The sequence below is a fragment of the Bradyrhizobium sp. ORS 86 genome, from assembly GCF_045571475.1.
Classification (GTDB): Bacteria; Pseudomonadota; Alphaproteobacteria; order Rhizobiales; family Xanthobacteraceae; genus Bradyrhizobium.
On sequence record NZ_CP120699.1, the window covers coordinates 6,871,687 to 6,889,789 of the forward strand.

At 61.7% G+C, this 18,103-nt stretch carries 16 protein-coding genes and 1 tRNA gene; 5 read left to right on the forward strand and 12 right to left on the reverse strand.

Going from position 1 to position 18,103, the window contains the following annotated elements:
• The first annotated feature begins 177 nt into the window (after nt 1–177).
• Entirely contained in the window at nt 178–348 is a 171-nt protein-coding gene (locus P6U25_RS31715; protein ID WP_407148678.1) for a hypothetical protein, read from the forward strand.
• Nucleotides 349–623: 275 nt separating this feature from the next.
• Here P6U25_RS31715 and P6U25_RS31720 read toward each other — a convergent pair whose 3' ends face one another.
• The 6 genes from P6U25_RS31720 to P6U25_RS31745 form a co-directional block, all read right to left on the reverse strand.
• The gene (locus P6U25_RS31720; RefSeq protein ID WP_407148679.1) at nt 624–1,529 is read right to left on the reverse strand and encodes an FAD-dependent monooxygenase; all 906 of its coding nucleotides are present in this window, start codon (nt 1,527–1,529) and stop codon (nt 624–626) included.
• Complete coding sequence (locus P6U25_RS31725) at nt 1,411–2,202, reverse strand: FAD-dependent oxidoreductase (protein ID WP_407148680.1); 792 nt, start codon at nt 2,200–2,202, stop codon at nt 1,411–1,413. Before P6U25_RS31725 ends, P6U25_RS31720 begins: the two co-directional genes overlap by 119 nt.
• A 161-nt stretch (nt 2,203–2,363) precedes the next feature.
• A complete protein-coding gene (locus tag P6U25_RS31730; protein WP_407148681.1) occupies nt 2,364–3,605 on the reverse strand; it encodes an amidohydrolase family protein in 1,242 nt (413 codons plus the stop codon).
• Between the two features lie 101 nt (nt 3,606–3,706).
• Nucleotides 3,707–4,165, reverse strand: coding sequence for a nuclear transport factor 2 family protein (locus P6U25_RS31735; RefSeq protein ID WP_407148682.1), 459 nt, complete (start codon nt 4,163–4,165; stop codon nt 3,707–3,709).
• Nucleotides 4,166–4,251: 86 nt separating this feature from the next.
• Entirely contained in the window at nt 4,252–4,857 is a 606-nt protein-coding gene (locus P6U25_RS31740; protein ID WP_407148683.1) for a protoglobin domain-containing protein, read from the reverse strand.
• Between the two features lie 604 nt (nt 4,858–5,461).
• Nucleotides 5,462–6,349 (reverse strand): helix-turn-helix domain-containing protein, encoded by an 888-nt coding sequence (locus P6U25_RS31745; protein WP_407148684.1) that lies wholly within the window; start codon nt 6,347–6,349, stop codon nt 5,462–5,464.
• Between the two features lie 783 nt (nt 6,350–7,132).
• Here P6U25_RS31745 and P6U25_RS31750 point away from each other — a divergent pair.
• Complete coding sequence (locus tag P6U25_RS31750; RefSeq protein ID WP_407152665.1) at nt 7,133–8,791, forward strand: recombinase family protein; 1,659 nt, start codon at nt 7,133–7,135, stop codon at nt 8,789–8,791.
• Here P6U25_RS31750 and P6U25_RS31755 read toward each other — a convergent pair.
• From P6U25_RS31755 to mnmA, 4 genes are all read right to left on the reverse strand, one after another.
• A tRNA-Met gene (locus P6U25_RS31755) sits at nt 8,748–8,824 on the reverse strand. The genes P6U25_RS31750 and P6U25_RS31755 overlap by 44 nt on opposite strands.
• A gap of 116 nt (nt 8,825–8,940) precedes the next feature.
• Nucleotides 8,941–9,312 (reverse strand): hypothetical protein, encoded by a 372-nt coding sequence (locus P6U25_RS31760; RefSeq protein WP_407152666.1) that lies wholly within the window; start codon nt 9,310–9,312, stop codon nt 8,941–8,943.
• Between the two features lie 53 nt (nt 9,313–9,365).
• Nucleotides 9,366–10,001 carry a class I SAM-dependent methyltransferase gene (locus tag P6U25_RS31765; protein ID WP_407148685.1) on the reverse strand — a complete coding sequence of 212 codons (636 nt, stop codon included), beginning with the start codon at nt 9,999–10,001 and terminating at the stop codon, nt 9,366–9,368.
• Nucleotides 10,002–10,019: 18 nt separating this feature from the next.
• On the reverse strand, nt 10,020–11,216 hold the full coding sequence (mnmA, locus tag P6U25_RS31770; protein ID WP_407152667.1) for a tRNA 2-thiouridine(34) synthase MnmA: 1,197 nt from the start codon (nt 11,214–11,216) through the stop codon (nt 10,020–10,022).
• A 356-nt stretch (nt 11,217–11,572) separates the two neighbouring features.
• Between mnmA and P6U25_RS31775 the strand changes: the two genes are divergently transcribed.
• Both P6U25_RS31775 and P6U25_RS31780 read left to right on the forward strand, forming a co-directional pair.
• Entirely contained in the window at nt 11,573–13,153 is a 1,581-nt protein-coding gene (locus P6U25_RS31775; RefSeq protein WP_407148686.1) for a flagellar hook-length control protein FliK, read from the forward strand.
• Between the two features lie 10 nt (nt 13,154–13,163).
• Nucleotides 13,164–13,868 carry a flagellar hook assembly protein FlgD gene (locus P6U25_RS31780; protein ID WP_407148687.1) on the forward strand — a complete coding sequence of 235 codons (705 nt, stop codon included), beginning with the start codon at nt 13,164–13,166 and terminating at the stop codon, nt 13,866–13,868.
• A 609-nt stretch (nt 13,869–14,477) separates the two neighbouring features.
• Here the strand turns inward: P6U25_RS31780 and coaA are convergent.
• Nucleotides 14,478–15,410, reverse strand: a complete 933-nt coding sequence (gene coaA / locus P6U25_RS31785; protein WP_407148688.1) for a type I pantothenate kinase — start codon at nt 15,408–15,410, stop codon at nt 14,478–14,480.
• 188 nt (nt 15,411–15,598) lie between these two features.
• Nucleotides 15,599–17,209, reverse strand: coding sequence for a L,D-transpeptidase (locus P6U25_RS31790; RefSeq protein WP_407148689.1), 1,611 nt, complete (start codon nt 17,207–17,209; stop codon nt 15,599–15,601).
• Nucleotides 17,210–17,661: 452 nt separating this feature from the next.
• On the opposite strand from P6U25_RS31790, the gene P6U25_RS31795 reads away from it, so the two are divergent.
• Nucleotides 17,662–17,937 (forward strand): DUF1153 domain-containing protein, encoded by a 276-nt coding sequence (locus P6U25_RS31795; RefSeq protein WP_002714638.1) that lies wholly within the window; start codon nt 17,662–17,664, stop codon nt 17,935–17,937.
• The last annotated feature ends 166 nt before the right edge of the window (nt 17,938–18,103 follow it).

An 18,103-nucleotide genomic window follows, 5' to 3' on the forward strand; every position in this document is an offset into this window, starting at 1 on the left:
CCTATCATGGCGGCCTTAGATTGCCATAGGACTTTGCATCAACGCTCGTTGGAGTTCCTCAAGTGAGGCTTTGATTAGTTTGCAACGGGTTACGTGCAACTTCCAGAGGGTCGATTATGAATCAGCGGCCGACAGGTACGCCGCCTTCTGTTCGCGATGTGTCCATGACGCCGAACTGTGAAGGCGACCATCCCTAAGCACAACTACGTCAAGGAGAAGCTCGCTGTTCAGAAAATTGCCGGCCGCATGGCCTCGACCTCTAACCAGGTACTACGCTTGGTCGATCTTTCTATGTTCACGATCAGCTTGGAATCTTGGGCGGGTAAGGAAGCGTTTTTGAAAGCGTAGAGGTACTGGCGATCCTGGATTTGTACCCAGGGCGACGCAGGTGCAAGGGCTAGTTCATGCAATTCGTTGGAGCCTCCAAATCAAAACCCATAATCCGATTTGAGTCTCTGTTGGAAAGCCCGTGGCCTCATGCGTGTGCATGTCGAGGCTGTAGGTGCAGCCATTGTTGAGAGGCTGGTGCTCTGATCAGGTGAAAGAGACTGCGCGCCAATCCGCAAGCTTGGACACAGGTCCCGCGGTAAACCTGCATCGCAGTGTACGCAGCTTTGACAGCATCAAGCCTTGACTTGATGACGTTTCTCGGTTTCCCGTCGGACCGGGAAATCTCGGCCCGTCAAGCGAGAGAAATAGGGAGCCAAGCGAGTTCCAGCATCGCTTAGGCTGCACCGCAAGCCGACGTATCCGTCCGGCCTGATCAGATGCACGGCCGACCTACCGAATGGATGGCCTGTCTGAACTGCCCACACGACCCGTACCCAAGCCGGAATCCCTGTCTTAAGGACATGCTCGGCATCTCCGAGATCATCGCCCGTGCTGCTGATCAACAGCGTTGTGTCACCTTGCCTTAAAAGATTATGAAGTCTGCCGCTTTGGCCGTCATCTGAGACCTCGATGTCAGGCGCCCGGTCGCCAGCCGGAATGTCGGAGCCGGGCGTGTAGTGGTCTTCGCAAATCGGGCTGTGCCGATATCCGATCGCGAGCTCCGATACGGCTTCCCCTACCCTTTGGCGGAGGCGTCCGAAACTCGACACGATGGGGACCAGGTGGTCGCGGAGATATCGTGCAACCGGGTTCTTGAGGGTTACAAATCGCGTAAGTCGATCCGAATTACGGATCACCATCTCATCTATCGGCAGACGCTCGGATTGATAGCTATCGAGCAGGGTCGGGTCCGCCATATCGCGAACGACGAATGCGAGCTTCCAAGCTAGATTGAATGCGTCCTGAATGCCGGTATTCATCCCCTGCCCGCCCGCGGGACTGTGAATGTGTGCGGCGTCGCCGGCCAGGAAGACGCGGCCCTTGCGGAGTTCTTGGACCTTCCGGTGATGCAGGCGGAATTTAGAGAGCCAGCGAGGAGAGTGGAGCCTCATTCCACTGGGCCCTCTTTCGTCGATCAAGGCCTGGCACTCCGCCAGACTCGGTTCGTCGCCCCAGGTCTTGGGCGGATTGTCCGCCACAACTCGGCACCGCCCATCCTTCAGTGGGAAAAACGCGAGCGGCCCCCTTCGCCGCCGTGAAGACGTGGAATGCAGAGGTGTCGAGGTCCCCGTCGACGTGAACGTCGGCCAGCATGAACTCATCTTCGTAGCTCGCGCCCTCAAATGAGAATCCCAGCAAATGCCTCACCAAACTGTGCGCCCCATCGCACCCGATGACCCATTCGAACTCAGCATCCTCGAACGTACCGTCGACCCTGCGTAATCCGACCCGTACCGCTGAACGGTCCTGAACGCAGCCGATGAGTTCGGTCCCCCGCTCGACTTTTACTCCGTACCGGCTCAGACGGCTCTCGAATATCTCTTCAGTCTCGTTCTGCGGAAGTAACAGCATGAATGGATATGTCGTTTGCAGATGATCGAAATCGACCTGCGCAATCATGTCGCCAGCTTCGTCGAAGATCCTGCCCTGCCGGGCGGGATGGCCCTGCTTCAGGAATCGATCCACGTCCATATCCGCGATCTGCAGGATTTCCAGTGTTCGCGCCTGAACAGCGATCGCGCGAGACTTCTTCGAAATGGCGTGTTCCTTTTCAACGATTCGACATTGAATGCCGTATCGCGCGAGCTCGCAGGCCGCCACCAATCCCGTTGGACCCGCACCAACGATCAGTACTTGTTGGGTAAAGGCCATGTCTTTCCTCGTTCCTTGCGTTGCGCATTAGCATACAGGAGGAGAGGCATTCGGCATGCCATCGTCCGGCTGCCAGTGCTAAGCCGATCTCCGCATACGTCGCGTTCGAGCGCAGATGAACGAAGCGAAGATTGACGATTGGCGCCTCAACTCCCGCCTAGTCATCGCGCCAATTCATTCTTGACAATGATTCCATCCTTCATGATGAGCTTGAGGTTGCGCGACGGATCTAGAAGAACCCGGAGATCCAAAAGAGGGTTACCGTCGACGATCAGTAAGTCGGCATAGGCGTTGGGTGCAATAACGCCGAGTTTTCCTTTCTGAAGTAGAAGGTCGGCGTTAGTTGTGGTCGCAGACTTGAGAATCTCTTGAGGAGAATCGAATTCCAGCCGCACTTCGAGCTCCCTGAGCTGAGATTTTTGCGCTTCTGGCCCCCAAAGATCGGTACCGAGCGCGATGGGAACCCCGCGCTGCTTGGCCCACGAATAGACTTGCTTGCCTCGGTCGATCGTGCGCTTGAGGTTGGCAACAATTTCGCGCGATAGTCCCATCTCACCTGCAGTTTCGACGCGCTGGACGAGCGAGATAAAGGTTGGATCGAAGAAGGCTTCAGCATCACGCATCTTGGCTACGGTTGATTCTTCCATGAAGTTTCCGTGCTCGATCGAACGGACACCGGAGCGCAGGCAGCGTTGCGCTCCTTCGTCGGTATAGACATGGGCCATGACGTACGTACCGCGCGCGGTTGCCTCTTCGACGACGGCCAGCAATTCTGCTTCAGAAAATTCATAGCGCGTGGCCGTTCCTTCGGCCGGAAACACGACGCCTCCGGAAACAAAAACCTTTATCTGCGTCGCACCTTTGCGCAATTCTTCGCGGGCAGCCTGCCGAACCGCGTCGACGCCGTCTGTGATCATAGACATGACCGACATTGGAGTAACATGACCGCATGGATCGGTTACTTCGGTGGGCGTTCGGAAGTCGGCTCCGCCGCCCGTCTGCGTGAGTGCCTTTCCCGAATAAAAAAGCCGGGGGCCAAGGATCTTACCCTCCTTTAGCAAGCGGGCGATGCCATAGTCCACGCCGCCCGCCTCTCTTATCGTCGTAAATCCATCCTTTAGGCTGCCGTGCAGATAGCTCGCGGCAGCCACAGCGATCTCCGATCCTGGATAAGTCAGGTTCTTCGGGCTGAGGGAAAGCCCTGTGACGTGGGCATGTGCGTCGATGAGGCCGGGCATAAGAGTCATACCCGCAACATCGATGATGGTCATATCGGGCCGGTCGACCGATTCATCCGTCACCGCTTCGATCCGGTTGTCGCTTACCAATACGTTCAGGTTTGGCCGCAGATGCGGTTCACCATCGAGCAGGACGCTTGCGTTCTTGAACAGAATTGACGGCATCGTCTCACTCCGCGCTTTCTCCCTCTATCGACCCCGTCGCTTCTGGACGCTTCGTGACCCCCTGAGCACGAAGTAAATGTGTAGCGGGCGGTGTCTTGTCTCTAGTCATTCTCGCCGCGATGATATTCGTTGCGCTGGAGCACGCGGAATCCGTACCATCCCCAGTACACGCAATGGCGTTGAATCAGGCCGTCGTCGTTGAGATCCATCGCCTCGACAAAGTCCATCTGCTCGCCTTTGCCCGCATCGCGCGGGTATTCCCAGATCAACCGCTTGCCATCGGTAAAGTAACCGGTCCGATAATACTGTCGCACTGGCGGCTTTCGGATCGCTAGGATGTCGAAGAGCGGCCGAATCTCTTTGTGACCGTGCAGGTAGCCGCGATCGATGCCCAGAAGGTGTGGCACGAGCGGGCTCTCGAACCAGGCATCCTCGGCATAAAGCGCGAGCAGCGCGTCCGCGTCGTTGTGCGACAGCGCATCGTTCCAGGCAAAATACATCCGCTCGATCGGGGTCGAACCGGCTGTGATCAGGTTCTTTGGCAGCGTCCTTTCGTCCATTGCGTCACTCCATCCAGCTAGTTTCCTGTTTGCTCCCACGCCCTTCGTTCGCTTTCGAATTAGTGCTTCGACGTGTTTGGGCGCGATCAGAAGTCACCTTCCCGGATATAAGGTTGCACCCACAGTGTGGCCTGCAGGATCATCGACTTCCACCAAGCGTCGTACATCCGGTTGACGATGTCCGGCGGATGGCCGTTCCTGGCCAGGAATGGTCGCATCGGCACGACGATCGTCGAGCAGAATGCGAGGAGATCCCGGGCGCGGATATGGCCCAGCGTGTGGCCGTGGTCAGTCTTGTTCTTCTTGGATCGATGATGGCGCAGGCCGATTTCGTATTGATAATCGAGCCACGCCTGATCGTATTTGGCGCGAGCCGTGTCGATCACCCACTGACCGAACCGCTTTGCCACTGCCTTTGCGTACTCGCTATCTACTTCGTGCGTCTTGGGATCTTCGTCGTAAGCGCGAAGATGGGGGTGATCGAAGATGACACCGCGCCATACCTTAAGCAGGTCCTCGACCTGATCCGCGAGTACGTCTTCCGACATGCGCAGATAAACGACGTCCTCCTCTGAGAAGAGCGCTGACTTTTTTAGCTCTTCCCACTCCTCGATGGTGATTGGCGATTTGGCAACCTTGTTGGTACCGAAATCATATCCTGGAATCTTCTGTTGTTTGCCGGCGGCGTCCATTACTTGTCCTCCTGTCGTTCAACGGAACGGGTGCAATCGCTCGGCCCCACCGGGTCGCGACAACACAGAAGCGCACCCGCGCCGCATAAGTCTTGGCGGCAGTGGCTCGAACCGTTTACGTGAGCCGAACGCCGACAACTGGAGATCGTTGCAAAGTGCAGACTATCAAAGTGAGACGCGTGATCTCCAAATGGTGCAGGTCCCTTATCAGAATGGCCGGCAGCTGAACCTCACCGCTGCTAGAACGGCACACGTCGGGAGGACGTCTTTCGCTCCGATCTCCATGTGTCACCCGCGATCGAGCGCGCTATACGGATGCGCCGGACTGGCGTCCGATAGGCCTCCATGCGCGGCGTTATCGAATGCGTCTTCGTTCAGCAAGGCGCAACTCCAGCGATTGCCGGCCAGTCGATCCGATCATTGAGTAGTCGAGAGGATTTGTCGCCGCTATCGAGAAATGGGACGCACTATCGGCAAATAGGCCTCAGCTGTTTTGCCGTCCCTTTCTTTCGAAATGCTCCGGAAAGTGAAGCTGGCGCTCAGGTGTGCGAGAGGCTTCCGGTTTTGTGCGCGCGAGTTGGATACGCACGTCGCCCGGGAGTTATCAGAGTCGTGACCGATTGCGATACTCTGACGGCGTGCAACCTGTCGCTCTGCGGAAGGTCGAACCAAAATGTGCATGGCTCGAAAAGCCGACATCGAGCGCTATTTCGACGACCGACTTTTCGGTCGCAGCCAGCAATTTCTTCGAGCGCTCGATTCTGCGGGCAAGAAGATATCGATACGGCGGAACTCCCACCGATTTTCTGAAGGCACGACAGAAGTAGTGCGGCGTCATGCCTACGATTGCGGAGACCTCTTCCAAACCGACATCGTGCACGATGTTCTCTTCGATGAAATCGAGCACTCGCTTCAATTTCCGGTCCGGTAGCGCGAGCTGCTTCGATTCTCGTCCGGATCCAGCATATCGCGCCACCAGATGTGTCGCGATATGTCTGCCGGCTGCTCCGATCAGAAGCCGGGAAAGATTGGAACCCCCTGCACATTCGGCGACCAGTTCGGCTACGGCGTGTCGTATCAAATTGTCCTCCGCCACAAGCGGGGTCTTGAAGCACAACCGTTGTCTCGGAACACCGATCTCAGACGCGATCTCCTCCACCAATGCTTGCCTCACGAACAGCAACGTAACGGCAATATCGCAATCCCATGTCCACCTTTGCGAGGTGTATGCAGGACTCACCGAAATCTTGCCGATCGGCCTTAGCTGACGTTCCCGCTTGCCTTCGATCACTCTCTCGAGCCTCGGGGTGCCGCTGTCTTGAACCGCGACACGGAGGAGGTCGAGAGGCTCGTGCTGCCAGCCGCCCGGCTCCAGATTGTACCGTTGCAACCGAATTCCATCATGCGAGACATTAAGCGTGAGCGATTGCCCAGCCTTTCGAGCGGCCAGTTCGGATCCGGAAAAGACGGAATCCACTGGAAAGGCAACCATCTGATCGCGCCTCCGACGACCTGCCCGCGCTTCGTTCGATTATGATGCTCGATCAATCTTTCGGCGAAGCGGTCGTTTCTAACTATCTTCGCATTTTGCGTGCGGCTCGTTTTGGAACTCCAACCTCCATGCCACATTGAGGAAGATTGCGCTCTGGAGCCGCGACATAAGCATCCATTGCAAACCGTCGTCGACGTCGGACAGTCTCGCTCGCCACGGCATTGATTTCATTCTGGATCAGATTGTTCCGCCTGCACTCATGCTCGCCTGTGAGCGCCGTGGCGGAGCTTTCCGGCACCGCGGCATCATGGGAAAACGACGATTGGGCCCTGATCGGCATCTACCCGTATCTACGGCTCCGGGGTGAAGTGGCCGGGTGCGCCAAAACACGAGGCGCTCGAACAGAAACTGACTTCGCGAGCCGGTTACTTGGCCGAGGCGCTCTCTCCGAGCGCGTGCGTGGCTGCTCGTCATGGCTTCGCGGCAGCGAGGCCTTTGGCGGCCGCAACCGTTCCAATCTCACTTTTTCTTCGCCGCGGCAGCCGAATGCTCGACGAGCTGATTGCTGCCGTTCCGCTTAGGTGCCGCCCGAGCATGATGGTAGGGGTGATCGCCACCGCGGGACTTTGTGTATGGCAGGCGCGTGCACCTCGTTGAGTTGCGCGATGAATTAGAGATTGATCTTGAGGAACGCGCATCGCAAATTGTCCTTGCGGACAAGTCCAGACAAGGCAATCTTACGCCTCGCGCGCGTACTTGCTCGTCTAGCCGCGAGGGAAGATCATGAAAGAGAGCTCGCCAATCGAAGCGACAAGGAAAAGAGCGACGATCTACGCTCGATTCTCAACCGATCTTCAGAATGAGCGATCAATTGAAGATCAGCTTTCACTCTGTCGAAGTTATGCCGAGCGCGAAGGCTTAACCGTTATCAGCACGTATGAAGATCGGGCTCGTTCAGGCGGCTCGGTCATGGGACGCGAAGGTCTTCTGCGGATGTTGGACCGCGCGCGGGAGCGATCCTTTGACGTGGTGGTCGTCGAGGCACTCGATCGCCTCTCTCGCGATATGGAAGATCTCGCAGGCATCCATAAGCGACTGTCTTTTCTCGGAATCGAGATCCGTGCGGTTCATGAAGGCGTCGTCAACACCGTGCTGGTCGGCCTTCGCGGCCTAGTCGGGCAACTCTATCGTGAGGACAATGCTCATAAGGTGCGTCGTGGCCAAGCAGGGCGGGTCAAGCTAGGTCTGGCAGGAGGCGGCCTGACTTACGGATACACCGCAGTCGCCGGAAAAAACGGCGAACGGATCATCGTCGAGGACGAAGCCCAAGTGATCCGCCGTATCTTTCGGGAATACGTGGACGGTCGAACGCCTCGCGACATAGCGCACGATCTCAACAAGGAGAGGATATCACCTCCTCGGGGCCGCGCATGGAACGCCTCGACAATCAATGGCAATCTTGGGAGGGGTTCCGGCATTCTACAGAACGAGCTTTATGTGGGGCGTCTCGTCTGGAACAAAGTCAGGATGGTGAAGGATCCCGACTCGGGAAAGCGCCTGTCACGACCAAACCCTAAGAGCGAATGGCAGGTGGCTGAAGTGCCGCATCTGGCAATCATTAGTCCGGAGCTGTTCAAAGCTGCTCAGCAACGGAAGGAAGAGCGCGGTCGCGCCCACCCAAGCTATCAACGTCGACCTCGTCGGATGCTTTCTGGCCTGCTCCGCTGCGGTTCATGCGGCTCGGGCATGGCAACCAACGGGCGGGATAAATCTGGGCGCGTTCGCATTCGCTGCTCCGCGGCGGCGGAGAGCGGCACGTGTCCCGACGCTAAGACCTTCTATTTGGACGCCGTCGAGAGCGCAGTCCTCAGCGGGCTAAAGGCGGAGTTGCGCGCGCCCAAGGTTATTTCGGAGTACGTACGCACGTATCTCGACGAGCGGAAGCGCCTCGCGGCTACAGCAAACGCAAACCGGCACCGCCTAGAGCAGCAGCTTGGTCAACTAAACCGGGAGATCGAGAGGCTGGTAGATTCGATCGCAAAAGGACATGGTGATCCATCAATTCTAGGGCCGCGATCGACGACCCTGGATGCTGAGCGAAGGCGGATACGTGAGGAGTTGCGGAATAAACCGGCCGACCCGAAGGAAGTCGCGCTGCATCCGGCCATTCTCAAACGGTATGAGGAGCAGCTCGGTAAGCTTGAAGAAGCTCTTGGGAAAGGTGTCAGTGGAGGCGACGGTGAAGCCGCAGAAGCCATCAGAGACCTAGTCGAGACGGTCACTGTGTTCCGCGATCCAGCACGTACCGGTGGTGTAGCGGTAGATATAGCGGGCCGGCTAAATGCCCTACTCGGGGAAGAGGCCTATCCGAACCACGTAAAAGGAGTGTGGGGAAAGGTGGTAGCGGGGGAGGGACTCGAACCCCCGACCCCAGGATTATGATTCCCGTGCTCTAACCAGCTGAGCTACCCCGCCACGGCATCGCGATTGGCGGCAGGAGTGCCGCGGGCGCGAACGCGCGGCATATAAAGAGCGGGGAGCACGCCTGTCAAGCAAACCCGGCCTCTCCTGCAACTTATTGGAGACAGGCTTTATTTGGGCCGGATCGACTGGTCGCCGCCGGGGCTGCCGGGCGGCGGAATCACCGGGGTATTGCCGCCGTCCGGGGCCGGCGCGCGCATTTCGGGATCGACGCCGGATGGAGGGCACAGCACGCCATCGGATCGCGAGAGCTTGTCGCCCAACGGCTCGCTGCTCTGGCCGGTCGTGGTTCCCTCCGACGCATTCGGGTTTGGGTTCGGGTGACCCGGCTGTTGCGTCGGCGCGCAATTCGCGGTGCGCGGAGGGGCAGGCGGCGCGGTCTGCGCCTGGGGGGTGGCCGGCGCGGGCGGCGCCTGCGCTGCGGCGGCGACGGGCAGCGCCATCAGCAGACATGACAAAGCGAGTGTTCGATTGATCCGCATGGCAAGCCAACGACGCGGGCGCACCGATGTTCCAGGTCAGAATCGTCGCAACCTCACGATTTTCGAAACCGGATCAGCGAGAAATGCCCCAGCGGCGGCATCGGCCGCCGTTCTGCAAGGCTCACGCCGCCATGCTTGGCGGCCCAATTGGTCAGCCGTTCCCACGGGAATTCCGGCCGCCAGCCGAGTCGCCGCGCCAGCGGCGCGAAGGCGAGCTCGAAGATCCGGCGCGGCCCGCTTTCGGCCCCGATGTGATTGACCAGGATCAGCTCGCCGCCCGGCTTCAGGACGCGAATGAAATCGTCCAGCGTCGCTTCGGGATCGGGCACCGCGGTGATGACATATTGCGCCACCACCGCGTCGAAAAATGCGTCGGGAAAAGCGAGGTTCTTGGCGTCCATCACCGCCAGCGTCTCGACATTGCTCAGGCCCAGCGCGCGCACGCGCTTGAGCGCCCGCCGCAGCATCGGCTCGGAAATATCGACCCCGCACAGCCTCGTCGTGCGCGAATATTCCGACAGCGACAGTCCGGTGCCGACGCCGACATCGAGCACGCGTCCGCCGATCCGGTCGGCCTCTGCGATCGTCGACTGGCGGCCGTGGTCGAACACCTTGCCGAAAACGAGATCGTAGACCGGCGCCCAGCGGCCATACGCCTTTTCGACCCCGTCGCGGTCGATGTCCCCCATTGCCTGCCCCGATAATCCCTAGCCGCGAACCGCCTCTGCGAGCGGCGCCATCGTATCCCGCGTCCCTGCCCGCGTTGCGCGGCTGGCGGTCGCGCTCTTGATGAAGCCGCCGCCGAGCACCCGCGGCTGCCCCGACGGCGCGTCGTAGAACACGCAGGCCTGTCCGGGCGACACGCCCTCCTCGCCCGCAACAAGCTCGACCTCGTAACCGCCATCGACGGCCCGCAGCCATGCCGGCTGCGGCGCGCGGGTCGAGCGGACCCGGACGTACATCTCGATGCCGTCGCCGATCACGCGATCGAGCGCGCCGTCGCCGATCCAGTTGACGTCGCGCAGCGCGATCCGGTCCATCCGCAGCGCCTCGCGCGGCCCGACCACGACGCGGCGCGTCGCCGCATCGAGCTTGACCACATAGAGCGGGCTGCCCGATGCAATGCCGAGCCCCTTGCGCTGGCCGACGGTGAAATGAACGATGCCTTGGTGCTGGCCGATGACGTTGCCGTTGAGATCGACGATGTCGCCGGGCGCGATGGCGTTCGGCTTCAGCCGGCCGATGACGTCGGTATAGCGGCCGGTCGGCACGAAGCAGATGTCCTGGCTGTCCTGCTTGTCGGCAACCTCGAGACCGAAACGTCGCGCCAGCTCGCGGGTCTGCGGCTTGGTCATGTCGCCGAGCGGAAAGCGCAGGAAATCGAGCTGCTCGCGCGTGGTCGCGAACAGGAAATAGCTCTGGTCGCGATCGGCGTCCGCCGCACAGAGCAGTGAACGCGACCCGTCGGCGAATCTGCGCGAGGCGACATAGTGGCCGGTGGCGAGCGCCTGCGCGCCGAGCTCGCGCGCGGTCGCCAATAGATCGCGGAACTTGACCGACCGGTTGCATTCGATGCACGGCACCGGCGTCTCGCCGAGCGCGTAGCTGTCGGCGAAATTGTCGATCACGGATTCCTTGAAGCGGCTCTCGTAGTCGAGCACGTAATGCGGGATGCCGATCCGCTCGGCCACATTGCGCGCATCGTGGATATCGCGGCCCGCGCAGCAGGCGCCCTTGCGATGGGTCGCGGCGCCGTGGTCGTAGAGCTGCAACGTAATCCCGACCACGTCGTAACCCTGCGACTTCAACAGCGCAGCCGTCACCGAGGAGTCGACGCCACCAGACATGGCGACCACGATCCGTGTGTCCTCAGGGCGACCTTCGAGATCCAGGGTGTTGAGCATCGTCAAGGGGTCATCGATCATGTCGCGGCGCGCCTTCCGGGCTCCGCGACGGGATTAAAAAGCCTGTGTCCAGAGAGCCTTAGAACGCGTCCAAGGCCTGATCGGTCGGTTCGGGACGCGTTGGAGACCCTCTTTAATATAGGCCGTATTCCGGGGAGGCAATCAGGGGAAGTGACGAGTTGCCGCGCGCGCAGGGCAAATCTTGCCGCCGGGCAAAAAGAAGGCCCCGCCGGGGTCCGGTTCCGGCCTCCGTCATCCCGAGTTAACCGACTGAAATACCTCGAATTTCCATGAGAGGTTCGGCTGGCCCGGTCCTTGCTGACAAAAGGCCGGAAGTTTCTTTGCGAGGGTCGGCGGTGGTCAGCGTCAAGTCGGAAGCATTGGCAAGCCTGTCTTTTCAGGGCGCGGCGCCGCGCCCGGGGCGTCCGGACCTGGCCCAGCAGGCGGGCGGTGGCAGCTTTGCCGCGCTGGTCGACAGCAACACGCCGACCAGCAACGACGACCGCGCCTACGACAGCCCGGCCACGCAACCCCCGCCCGCACGGCGCTCCGACGATTCGCCGTCGCCGGCAGACGCGCGCTCGCGCGACACCACCACGGCGCCCGACCGGCCGTCGCCGGACGATAGCAAGGCCACCGGCCGCAGCGACGCTCCGCGCAAGAGCAAGTCGAAGTCGAAATCGGACGACTCCGGCTCGACCGGAAAGACCCAATCCACCGATGACAAGCCGGCGGCGGCCCAGACCGAGGCTCAGCCGGCTCCATCCGACAAGGCGGCGGCTAACGCGGCCAACCCGATCGCTACCGTGCTTCCGGTTGCCGCGGCCCGGACCGATCCAAGTGCAACGGCCACAACCACCTCGTCCGACAAGCCTGCGGCACCGCTGGCGATCGCGGCCGCGGCGATCGCTGCGAGCTCGGCGATCGCCGGCACCGGCGCGCCCAACGGCACCGACACCGCAACCGCGACAACCACCACCGCGAACGCCGGCAACATCGCCAAGGCCGCCGGCGTGAAGACCGAGGCGCAGGTCGCGGCCAGCGCCGATGCAACGACGGCCCAGGGCGTCGCGACAGCGAGCGGTAGCGTAACGCTCACCGCAACTGTCGCGGCCACGACACCTGCCGCGAAGGCGACGACACAGCAAGCCACCACACAAGCGGCCGTGAAGGATGCGGCCGCCACCGCGCCTGCGGATCAGGACGGCACCGCCGCATCCAACAACGCCGCTGCGGCGGCGCCGACGACCATCGTTCCTCAGGTGACCCAACCCGCCGCCGTCGCCGGCAAGGCGAAGACCGCCGACGGCGCCGCCGATGTCATCAAGGCCGATGCCGACGGCAAGGCCGCGCCGATGCCTGCTGCCAACGCCCACACGGCGGCGCAGACATTGCTCAATGCGCCCGACGCCAGCACGCAGGCCGCGAACGCGCTTCCGCCGCAACTCGCGACCACATCGACGACGCAGGTCACGGCACCACAATTCACCGTGGCCACCGCGGCGCAGAATGCCGCCGTGCCGCTGAGCGGACTTGCGATGCAGATCGCCGCCTCCGCCAGGAGCGGCAAGAGCCGGTTCGAAATCCGGCTCGATCCAGCCGAGCTTGGCCGCATCGACGTCCGCATCGACGTCGATCGCAATGGCCAGGTCACCTCGCATCTCACCGTCGAACGGCCGGAAACGCTGTCGATGCTGCGCCAGGATGCCAACCAGTTGCAGCGCGCGCTCGACAATGCCGGCCTGTCGACCGGAAACGGCGGATTGCAGTTCAGCCTGCGCGACCAGTCGCAGTCCGGTCAGAACAACAACGGCCAGCCCAATCCGAACGCCCATCGCCTGATCGTCAGCGAGGACGAGAGCGTTCCCGCGGCCAACGCAAGCCGCTCCTACGGGCGCCCATCCGGCGCGCTCGGCGGCGTCGATATCCGAGTGTAGGGAGTTCACGATGTCAGTCGATGCAACCATGCCGACGCCGATCACTTCGGCACCAGGAACCAACACCGGATCGAGCTCCAGCAGCAACTCGGCGTCGACGACGACGAAGGGCATCGCCGACAATTTCCAGACCTTCCTGACGCTCCTGACGACGCAGTTGCAGAACCAGAACCCGCTGGATCCGCTCGACACCAACCAGTTCACCCAGCAGCTCGTGCAGTTCGCAGGCGTCGAGCAGCAGCTCAAATCGAACGACCAATTGAAGTCGCTGATCGATATCGAGAAGAGCGCGCAGTCGACCCAGGCGCTGGTTTATGTCGGCAACACGGTCGCGGTCGACGGCAGCAAGGCGCAGTTCGACAAGTCCGCGACCTGGAATCTGACGGCGACACAGGCCGCGAGTGCCACCATCACGATTACGAGCTCGACCGGCCAGACCGCCTATTCCGGCAGTTTCAACCTGAACCAGGGCAATGCCAGCTTCGTCTGGGACGGCAAGGGCACTGACGGCACGCAATGGCCGCCCGGCACCTACACGCTAACCGCAACCGGCAAGGACTCCAAGGGCAACGACGTCGCGATCACGACAGAAGTTCAAGGCATGGTGGATTCGGTCGACCTGACAGCCTCCCCGCCGCTGCTCTCGATCGGCGGCCAGACCTACACCACCGACAAGATCAAGCGCGTGGTGCGCACAACGACAGGCTCGAGCTGAGTTACGTCACTCTCGCTGCACATTTCGTCTGTCGTTCCTGCGAAGGCCGGCGCTACGTCCACCGCCGTCGTCCCTGCGAAAGCAGGGACCCATACTCCGCGGCGGATGTTGTGAATGGAACGCGTCGTTCCAGCATCGCGCAACGAACAGCATTTGTGGTTATGGGTCCCTGCTTTCGCAGGGACGATACCGAGTGTGTTTGCGTGGCCCGCGAGTCAAACATCTGCATTCTCTCACTCGTCATGGCCCGCCACCGGGTCGCGCGAACGCGCGCCCGATGACAGGCTCCGGCGGGCCATCCAGTACGCCGCGGCCTCTCGGTTCAGGCACCGGCCTCTCTGGAATACTGGATCACCCGCATGCGCGGGTGATGACAGCGCGCTGGTTGACAGGTGAACTTGAAACTGCCCCGGATGCACATTCTCTCACTCGTCATGGCCCGCGCAGGCGGGCCATCCAGTACGCCGCGGCTTCTCGGTTCAGGCACCGGCCTCTCTGGAATACTGGATCACCCGCATGCGCGGGTGATGACAGCGCGCTGTTTGGCATGACTACATGAATCCACGGCCTCTCAAGATGAGGACGCACGACGTTTATGACGCCGCAGGATCAGGTTTCCCGCAGCCAGATTTCACCGATCGAATGATCGGAGCGCTTGCGCAGCACGACGTCGGCCCGCGTCCGCGTGGGTTGGATGTTCTCGCGGAGATTGGCGCGATGATGCTCACGCCACAACCTGTTCGCAACCTCGCGTGCGTCCGCCGGTGGGAGGTCCCGGTAGTGATGGAAATATGAGGTAGGATCGCGGAAAGCCGTCGGCTGTAGCCCGAGAAAGCGCTCGACATACCAGGACTGGATGTCGGCCTCGTCGGCGTCGAGGTAGATCGAAAAATCGAAGAAATCGGAAACCACCACCGGTGCCGTGCCGCGCGCCTGCAGGACATTGAGCCCCTCGAACACCAGGATGTCGGGTTGCCGGACCACCTGACATTCGGAAGGCGCGATATCGCCGATCAAATGCGAGTAGACGGGCAGCGCGAGGTCGGGCTCGCCGGCCTTTATCGCCGAGAGAAACCGCAACATGCGCGGAAGATCGTAGCTGTCGGGAAACCCTTTCCGCCGCATCAGCCCGCGCTCCTCCAGAACGCTGTTGGCATGCAGGAAGCCGTCGGTCGTCACCAGCTCGACTTGCGGATGATCCGACGAGCGCGCCAGGAGCGCGCAAAGCACGCGGGCAAGGGTGCTCTTGCCGACCGCAACGCTCCCTGCCAACGCGACAATGTAGGGCGAGCCGCGCGCCGGCCGACCGAGAAATTCCGCCTTGACCCGCGCGAGGTTACGCGCCGCCAAGAAATGGAGGTTCAACAGGCGGGTCAACGGCAAGTAGACGTCGGCGACCTCGGCGGTGGTGATCGGCTCGTTCAAGCCGCGAAGCGCCAAGAGATCGGCGTCCGACAGAGTGAGGGACGTGTTGGAGCGCAATGCCGCCCAATCGCGTCGGCCGAACATCGTGTATGCGGACAGCTCGTCGGACGGTGTCATGGTCATCTGCTCACGGTGGACCAGATGCATTCCACCAATTTTGCCTGGGCAAATCCAGGTGCTTCAATGCCCCACGAGGTGATCGCGCGAGTTGGGCAGCCCCCATGTAGCCACCGATCGCTCCCCTTACCTTTGGCGCGGGCAGCCGAGCAAGATGCGCCGAGTGGGGCGCGTCCTCTTTCCCTGCGTTACCACAAGCCCCGTTGCGGCGGATAGAAGCCCTGTTGCGACGGATAGACTTGCTGCGACGGATAGCCCTGCTGCGGATAATAGTACTGGCCGCCACGTCGGCGCGTGTAGACCGCTTGAGGGGCCGCATTGCCCTGGAAGAAATTGCCGAAGAAGCCGCCGCCGTCGTCGCTCCAGCCGTCGCCCGCGACCTCTATCCCATCGGTCCGCGGCGTCGGCTTGCGCGTGATGAAGCCGCCTTGCGGCTGGTTGCTCAGCACCGCGACGAACTCAGTGCGGTAGTTGGTCTCGCTGCTCAGCGGCTCGTCCGAGATGATGATCGAGGATTTCGGCACCGCAGTCGGCGCGATGCGATCCAGCACATCCTGCGGGATCGTGACGCGGTCGAGCGCGTCCTTGGCGTTGTCGCCGTCGTCGATCGTGACCTCGGTCCAGCGCAGGCCTGCGCCGTTACGCGCTACCGCCGTGTAGATGTGCGTGCCGATCGGCCGGTCGGGATCGCGGATCGTGACCGGAACCTCGATGCTCGAGTCGAACACCTCGCCGCCGTCCGGCCACGGCTTGTGGGTGTTGCGGCGGACGTAAAGCTTCTGCGTCGCGCGGCTGATGTAGACCGAGACCGGCTCGAGCGCGAGCTTCGCCTCGGTCGCCGCTTTCTCGGTCTCGGCCTTCTTGGCCGCAGCCGCCTTGGCGGCGTCCTTGGCGACCGCGACGGCGTCGAGCTTCGGCTTCGCATCGGCCTTGGCGGTATCGAGCTGCGTGGCAGCGTCCGCGGCCTTGGTAGCGGCCTTCTGCTTGATGTCCTCGGCGCGCGCCTTGGCCTGGTCGGTCTTGGCCGCGGCGAGCACCTTGTCAGCGTAGGCGAGTTCTGCGTCGGCACGGGCTTTCAGCTTTTCCAGCTTGCGCAGCGCTGCCGGCGTGTATTGCGCGGCGTCCTTCGCCGCGGCCGCGACGGCTTTCTTCGCCTCGTCGGCCGTCCTGGCGGCTTCCGCCGCCTCGCGTTCCAGAGCCTCGGCATGTGCCGGTGCAGCGGCCATGGCTTGCGGGTTCGGCACGAACAGCGCCGGGTGGGTGAACTCGACCGGAGCCGCATCGTTCGGCGCGATGATCACGCGCATGCCGATCCAGGTCTTGTCGAACAGGTCCTCCGCGAACTCGTAAGGCATTCGCACGCAGCCGTGCGAGGCGGCATAGCCGGGCAATGGTCCGCCGTGCAGCGCAATGCCGTTCCATGTGATGCGCTGCATGTTCGGCATCCACGCATCATCGTACAGCGTCGAGTGGTGGTCCTTGTCCTTCTCGACGACGGCGAAGACGCCGGCCGGCGTCTCGCGTCCCTTGATGCCGCTTGAGACCGGCGCGCGCAGGATCCAGCCGTCGGCGTCATAGAACGTGACCTTCTGGGTCTTGATCGACACGATCGCCATGATCGGCTCGCCGGCCTCGCGCGGCGCCACCGCCTCGACGGCGGGTGCCGGGCGCGCCTGCCGCGCCGCGGCCGCGGAGGTCAGCGCCAGCAATGCGGCGAGCGCCGCGAGCGCCACGGTGGCGGGAAGGCCCCGACGCAGCATTGCCCCGGTGGATTGTGCCGTCGTCAATCGAGCAACCATGCCCTGCCCCGCTTGAAATGCCTGTCCGCGCTTGCGTCAATCAAGACGTCAGGTCTCAAGTTCCTGATCAACTTGACGGCTGCCACCGTTCGCGACGCTGCCAGTCCGTTCCCCGGCGACTATCGGCGCGATTCGACAACGAATCTCTCATATACGACCCCCCGGGCGTGAGAAAGGTGGCGCGCGGCCGATGGCCGCGGCAAATTTTGGTGTTTCGCCGACACGCAAGTTTCGCATTGCCGGCTTCTGTCGACGGAAGCACGCGAACGTGCCGATCTCATGGTGCGATCATCGGCCGCTGACCGCCCGGGCCCAATTGGCGCCCGAATTCCGCCCTGTTCCGGGCCGTTCCAACGAGATTCGTATTGGACGCTTGGGCTTAGGCAAATTTTAAACCGGTGGGCGTAGGTTACCTTCCGCGAGTTCAGTGGTTGAGAGTTTGTGAGTACGCCATGACAGAACCCCACCGCCCGAGGGTGAAATACGTCATCGGGCCTGACGGCAGCCCGTTAACGATTGCGGACCTGCCGGCCCCCGGAACCAAGCGGTGGGTGATCCGCCGTAAGGCCGAAGTCGTTGCTGCGGTCCGCGGCGGCCTGCTCTCCCTCGAGGAAGCCTGCAGCCGCTACACGCTGACCGTCGATGAATTCCTTTCCTGGCAGTTCTCGATCGACCAGCATGGTCTGGCCGGGCTGCGCACCACGCGAATCCAGCAATACCGGCAGTAATTCCGCAAATTCCTGTAGCATTTGACGAAAACCGGCTCCGCCTCGCGAGGCCGGTTTTTTTCATGTCCGCGTTTTTGCCGCGGTTCTTAATCCCTGTTAACCAGATGGAAACCATACCCTAGGCAATAATTGCCCAGTCGGACCCGCTGGGGCCGAATCCCTGGGG

Excerpts from the sequence above, each read along its gene's own strand:
- P6U25_RS31750 (WP_407152665.1), top strand. The coding sequence starts at position 7,133 with ATGAAAGAGAGCTCGCCAATCGAAGCGACAAGGAAAAGAGCGACGATC.
- P6U25_RS31730 (WP_407148681.1), bottom strand. The coding sequence starts at position 3,605 with ATGCCGTCAATTCTGTTCAAGAACGCAAGCGTCCTGCTCGATGGTGAA.
- P6U25_RS31735 (WP_407148682.1), bottom strand. The coding sequence starts at position 4,165 with ATGGACGAAAGGACGCTGCCAAAGAACCTGATCACAGCCGGTTCGACC.
- mnmA (WP_407152667.1), bottom strand. The coding sequence starts at position 11,216 with ATGCTCAACACCCTGGATCTCGAAGGTCGCCCTGAGGACACACGGATC.
- P6U25_RS31765 (WP_407148685.1), bottom strand. The coding sequence starts at position 10,001 with ATGGGGGACATCGACCGCGACGGGGTCGAAAAGGCGTATGGCCGCTGG.
- P6U25_RS31760 (WP_407152666.1), bottom strand. The coding sequence starts at position 9,312 with ATGCGGATCAATCGAACACTCGCTTTGTCATGTCTGCTGATGGCGCTG.
- P6U25_RS31795 (WP_002714638.1), top strand. The coding sequence starts at position 17,662 with ATGACAGAACCCCACCGCCCGAGGGTGAAATACGTCATCGGGCCTGAC.
- P6U25_RS31790 (WP_407148689.1), bottom strand. The coding sequence starts at position 17,209 with ATGGTTGCTCGATTGACGACGGCACAATCCACCGGGGCAATGCTGCGT.
- coaA (WP_407148688.1), bottom strand. The coding sequence starts at position 15,410 with ATGACACCGTCCGACGAGCTGTCCGCATACACGATGTTCGGCCGACGC.
- P6U25_RS31780 (WP_407148687.1), top strand. The coding sequence starts at position 13,164 with ATGTCAGTCGATGCAACCATGCCGACGCCGATCACTTCGGCACCAGGA.
- P6U25_RS31740 (WP_407148683.1), bottom strand. The coding sequence starts at position 4,857 with ATGGACGCCGCCGGCAAACAACAGAAGATTCCAGGATATGATTTCGGT.
- P6U25_RS31725 (WP_407148680.1), bottom strand. The coding sequence starts at position 2,202 with ATGGCCTTTACCCAACAAGTACTGATCGTTGGTGCGGGTCCAACGGGA.
- P6U25_RS31745 (WP_407148684.1), bottom strand. The coding sequence starts at position 6,349 with ATGGTTGCCTTTCCAGTGGATTCCGTCTTTTCCGGATCCGAACTGGCC.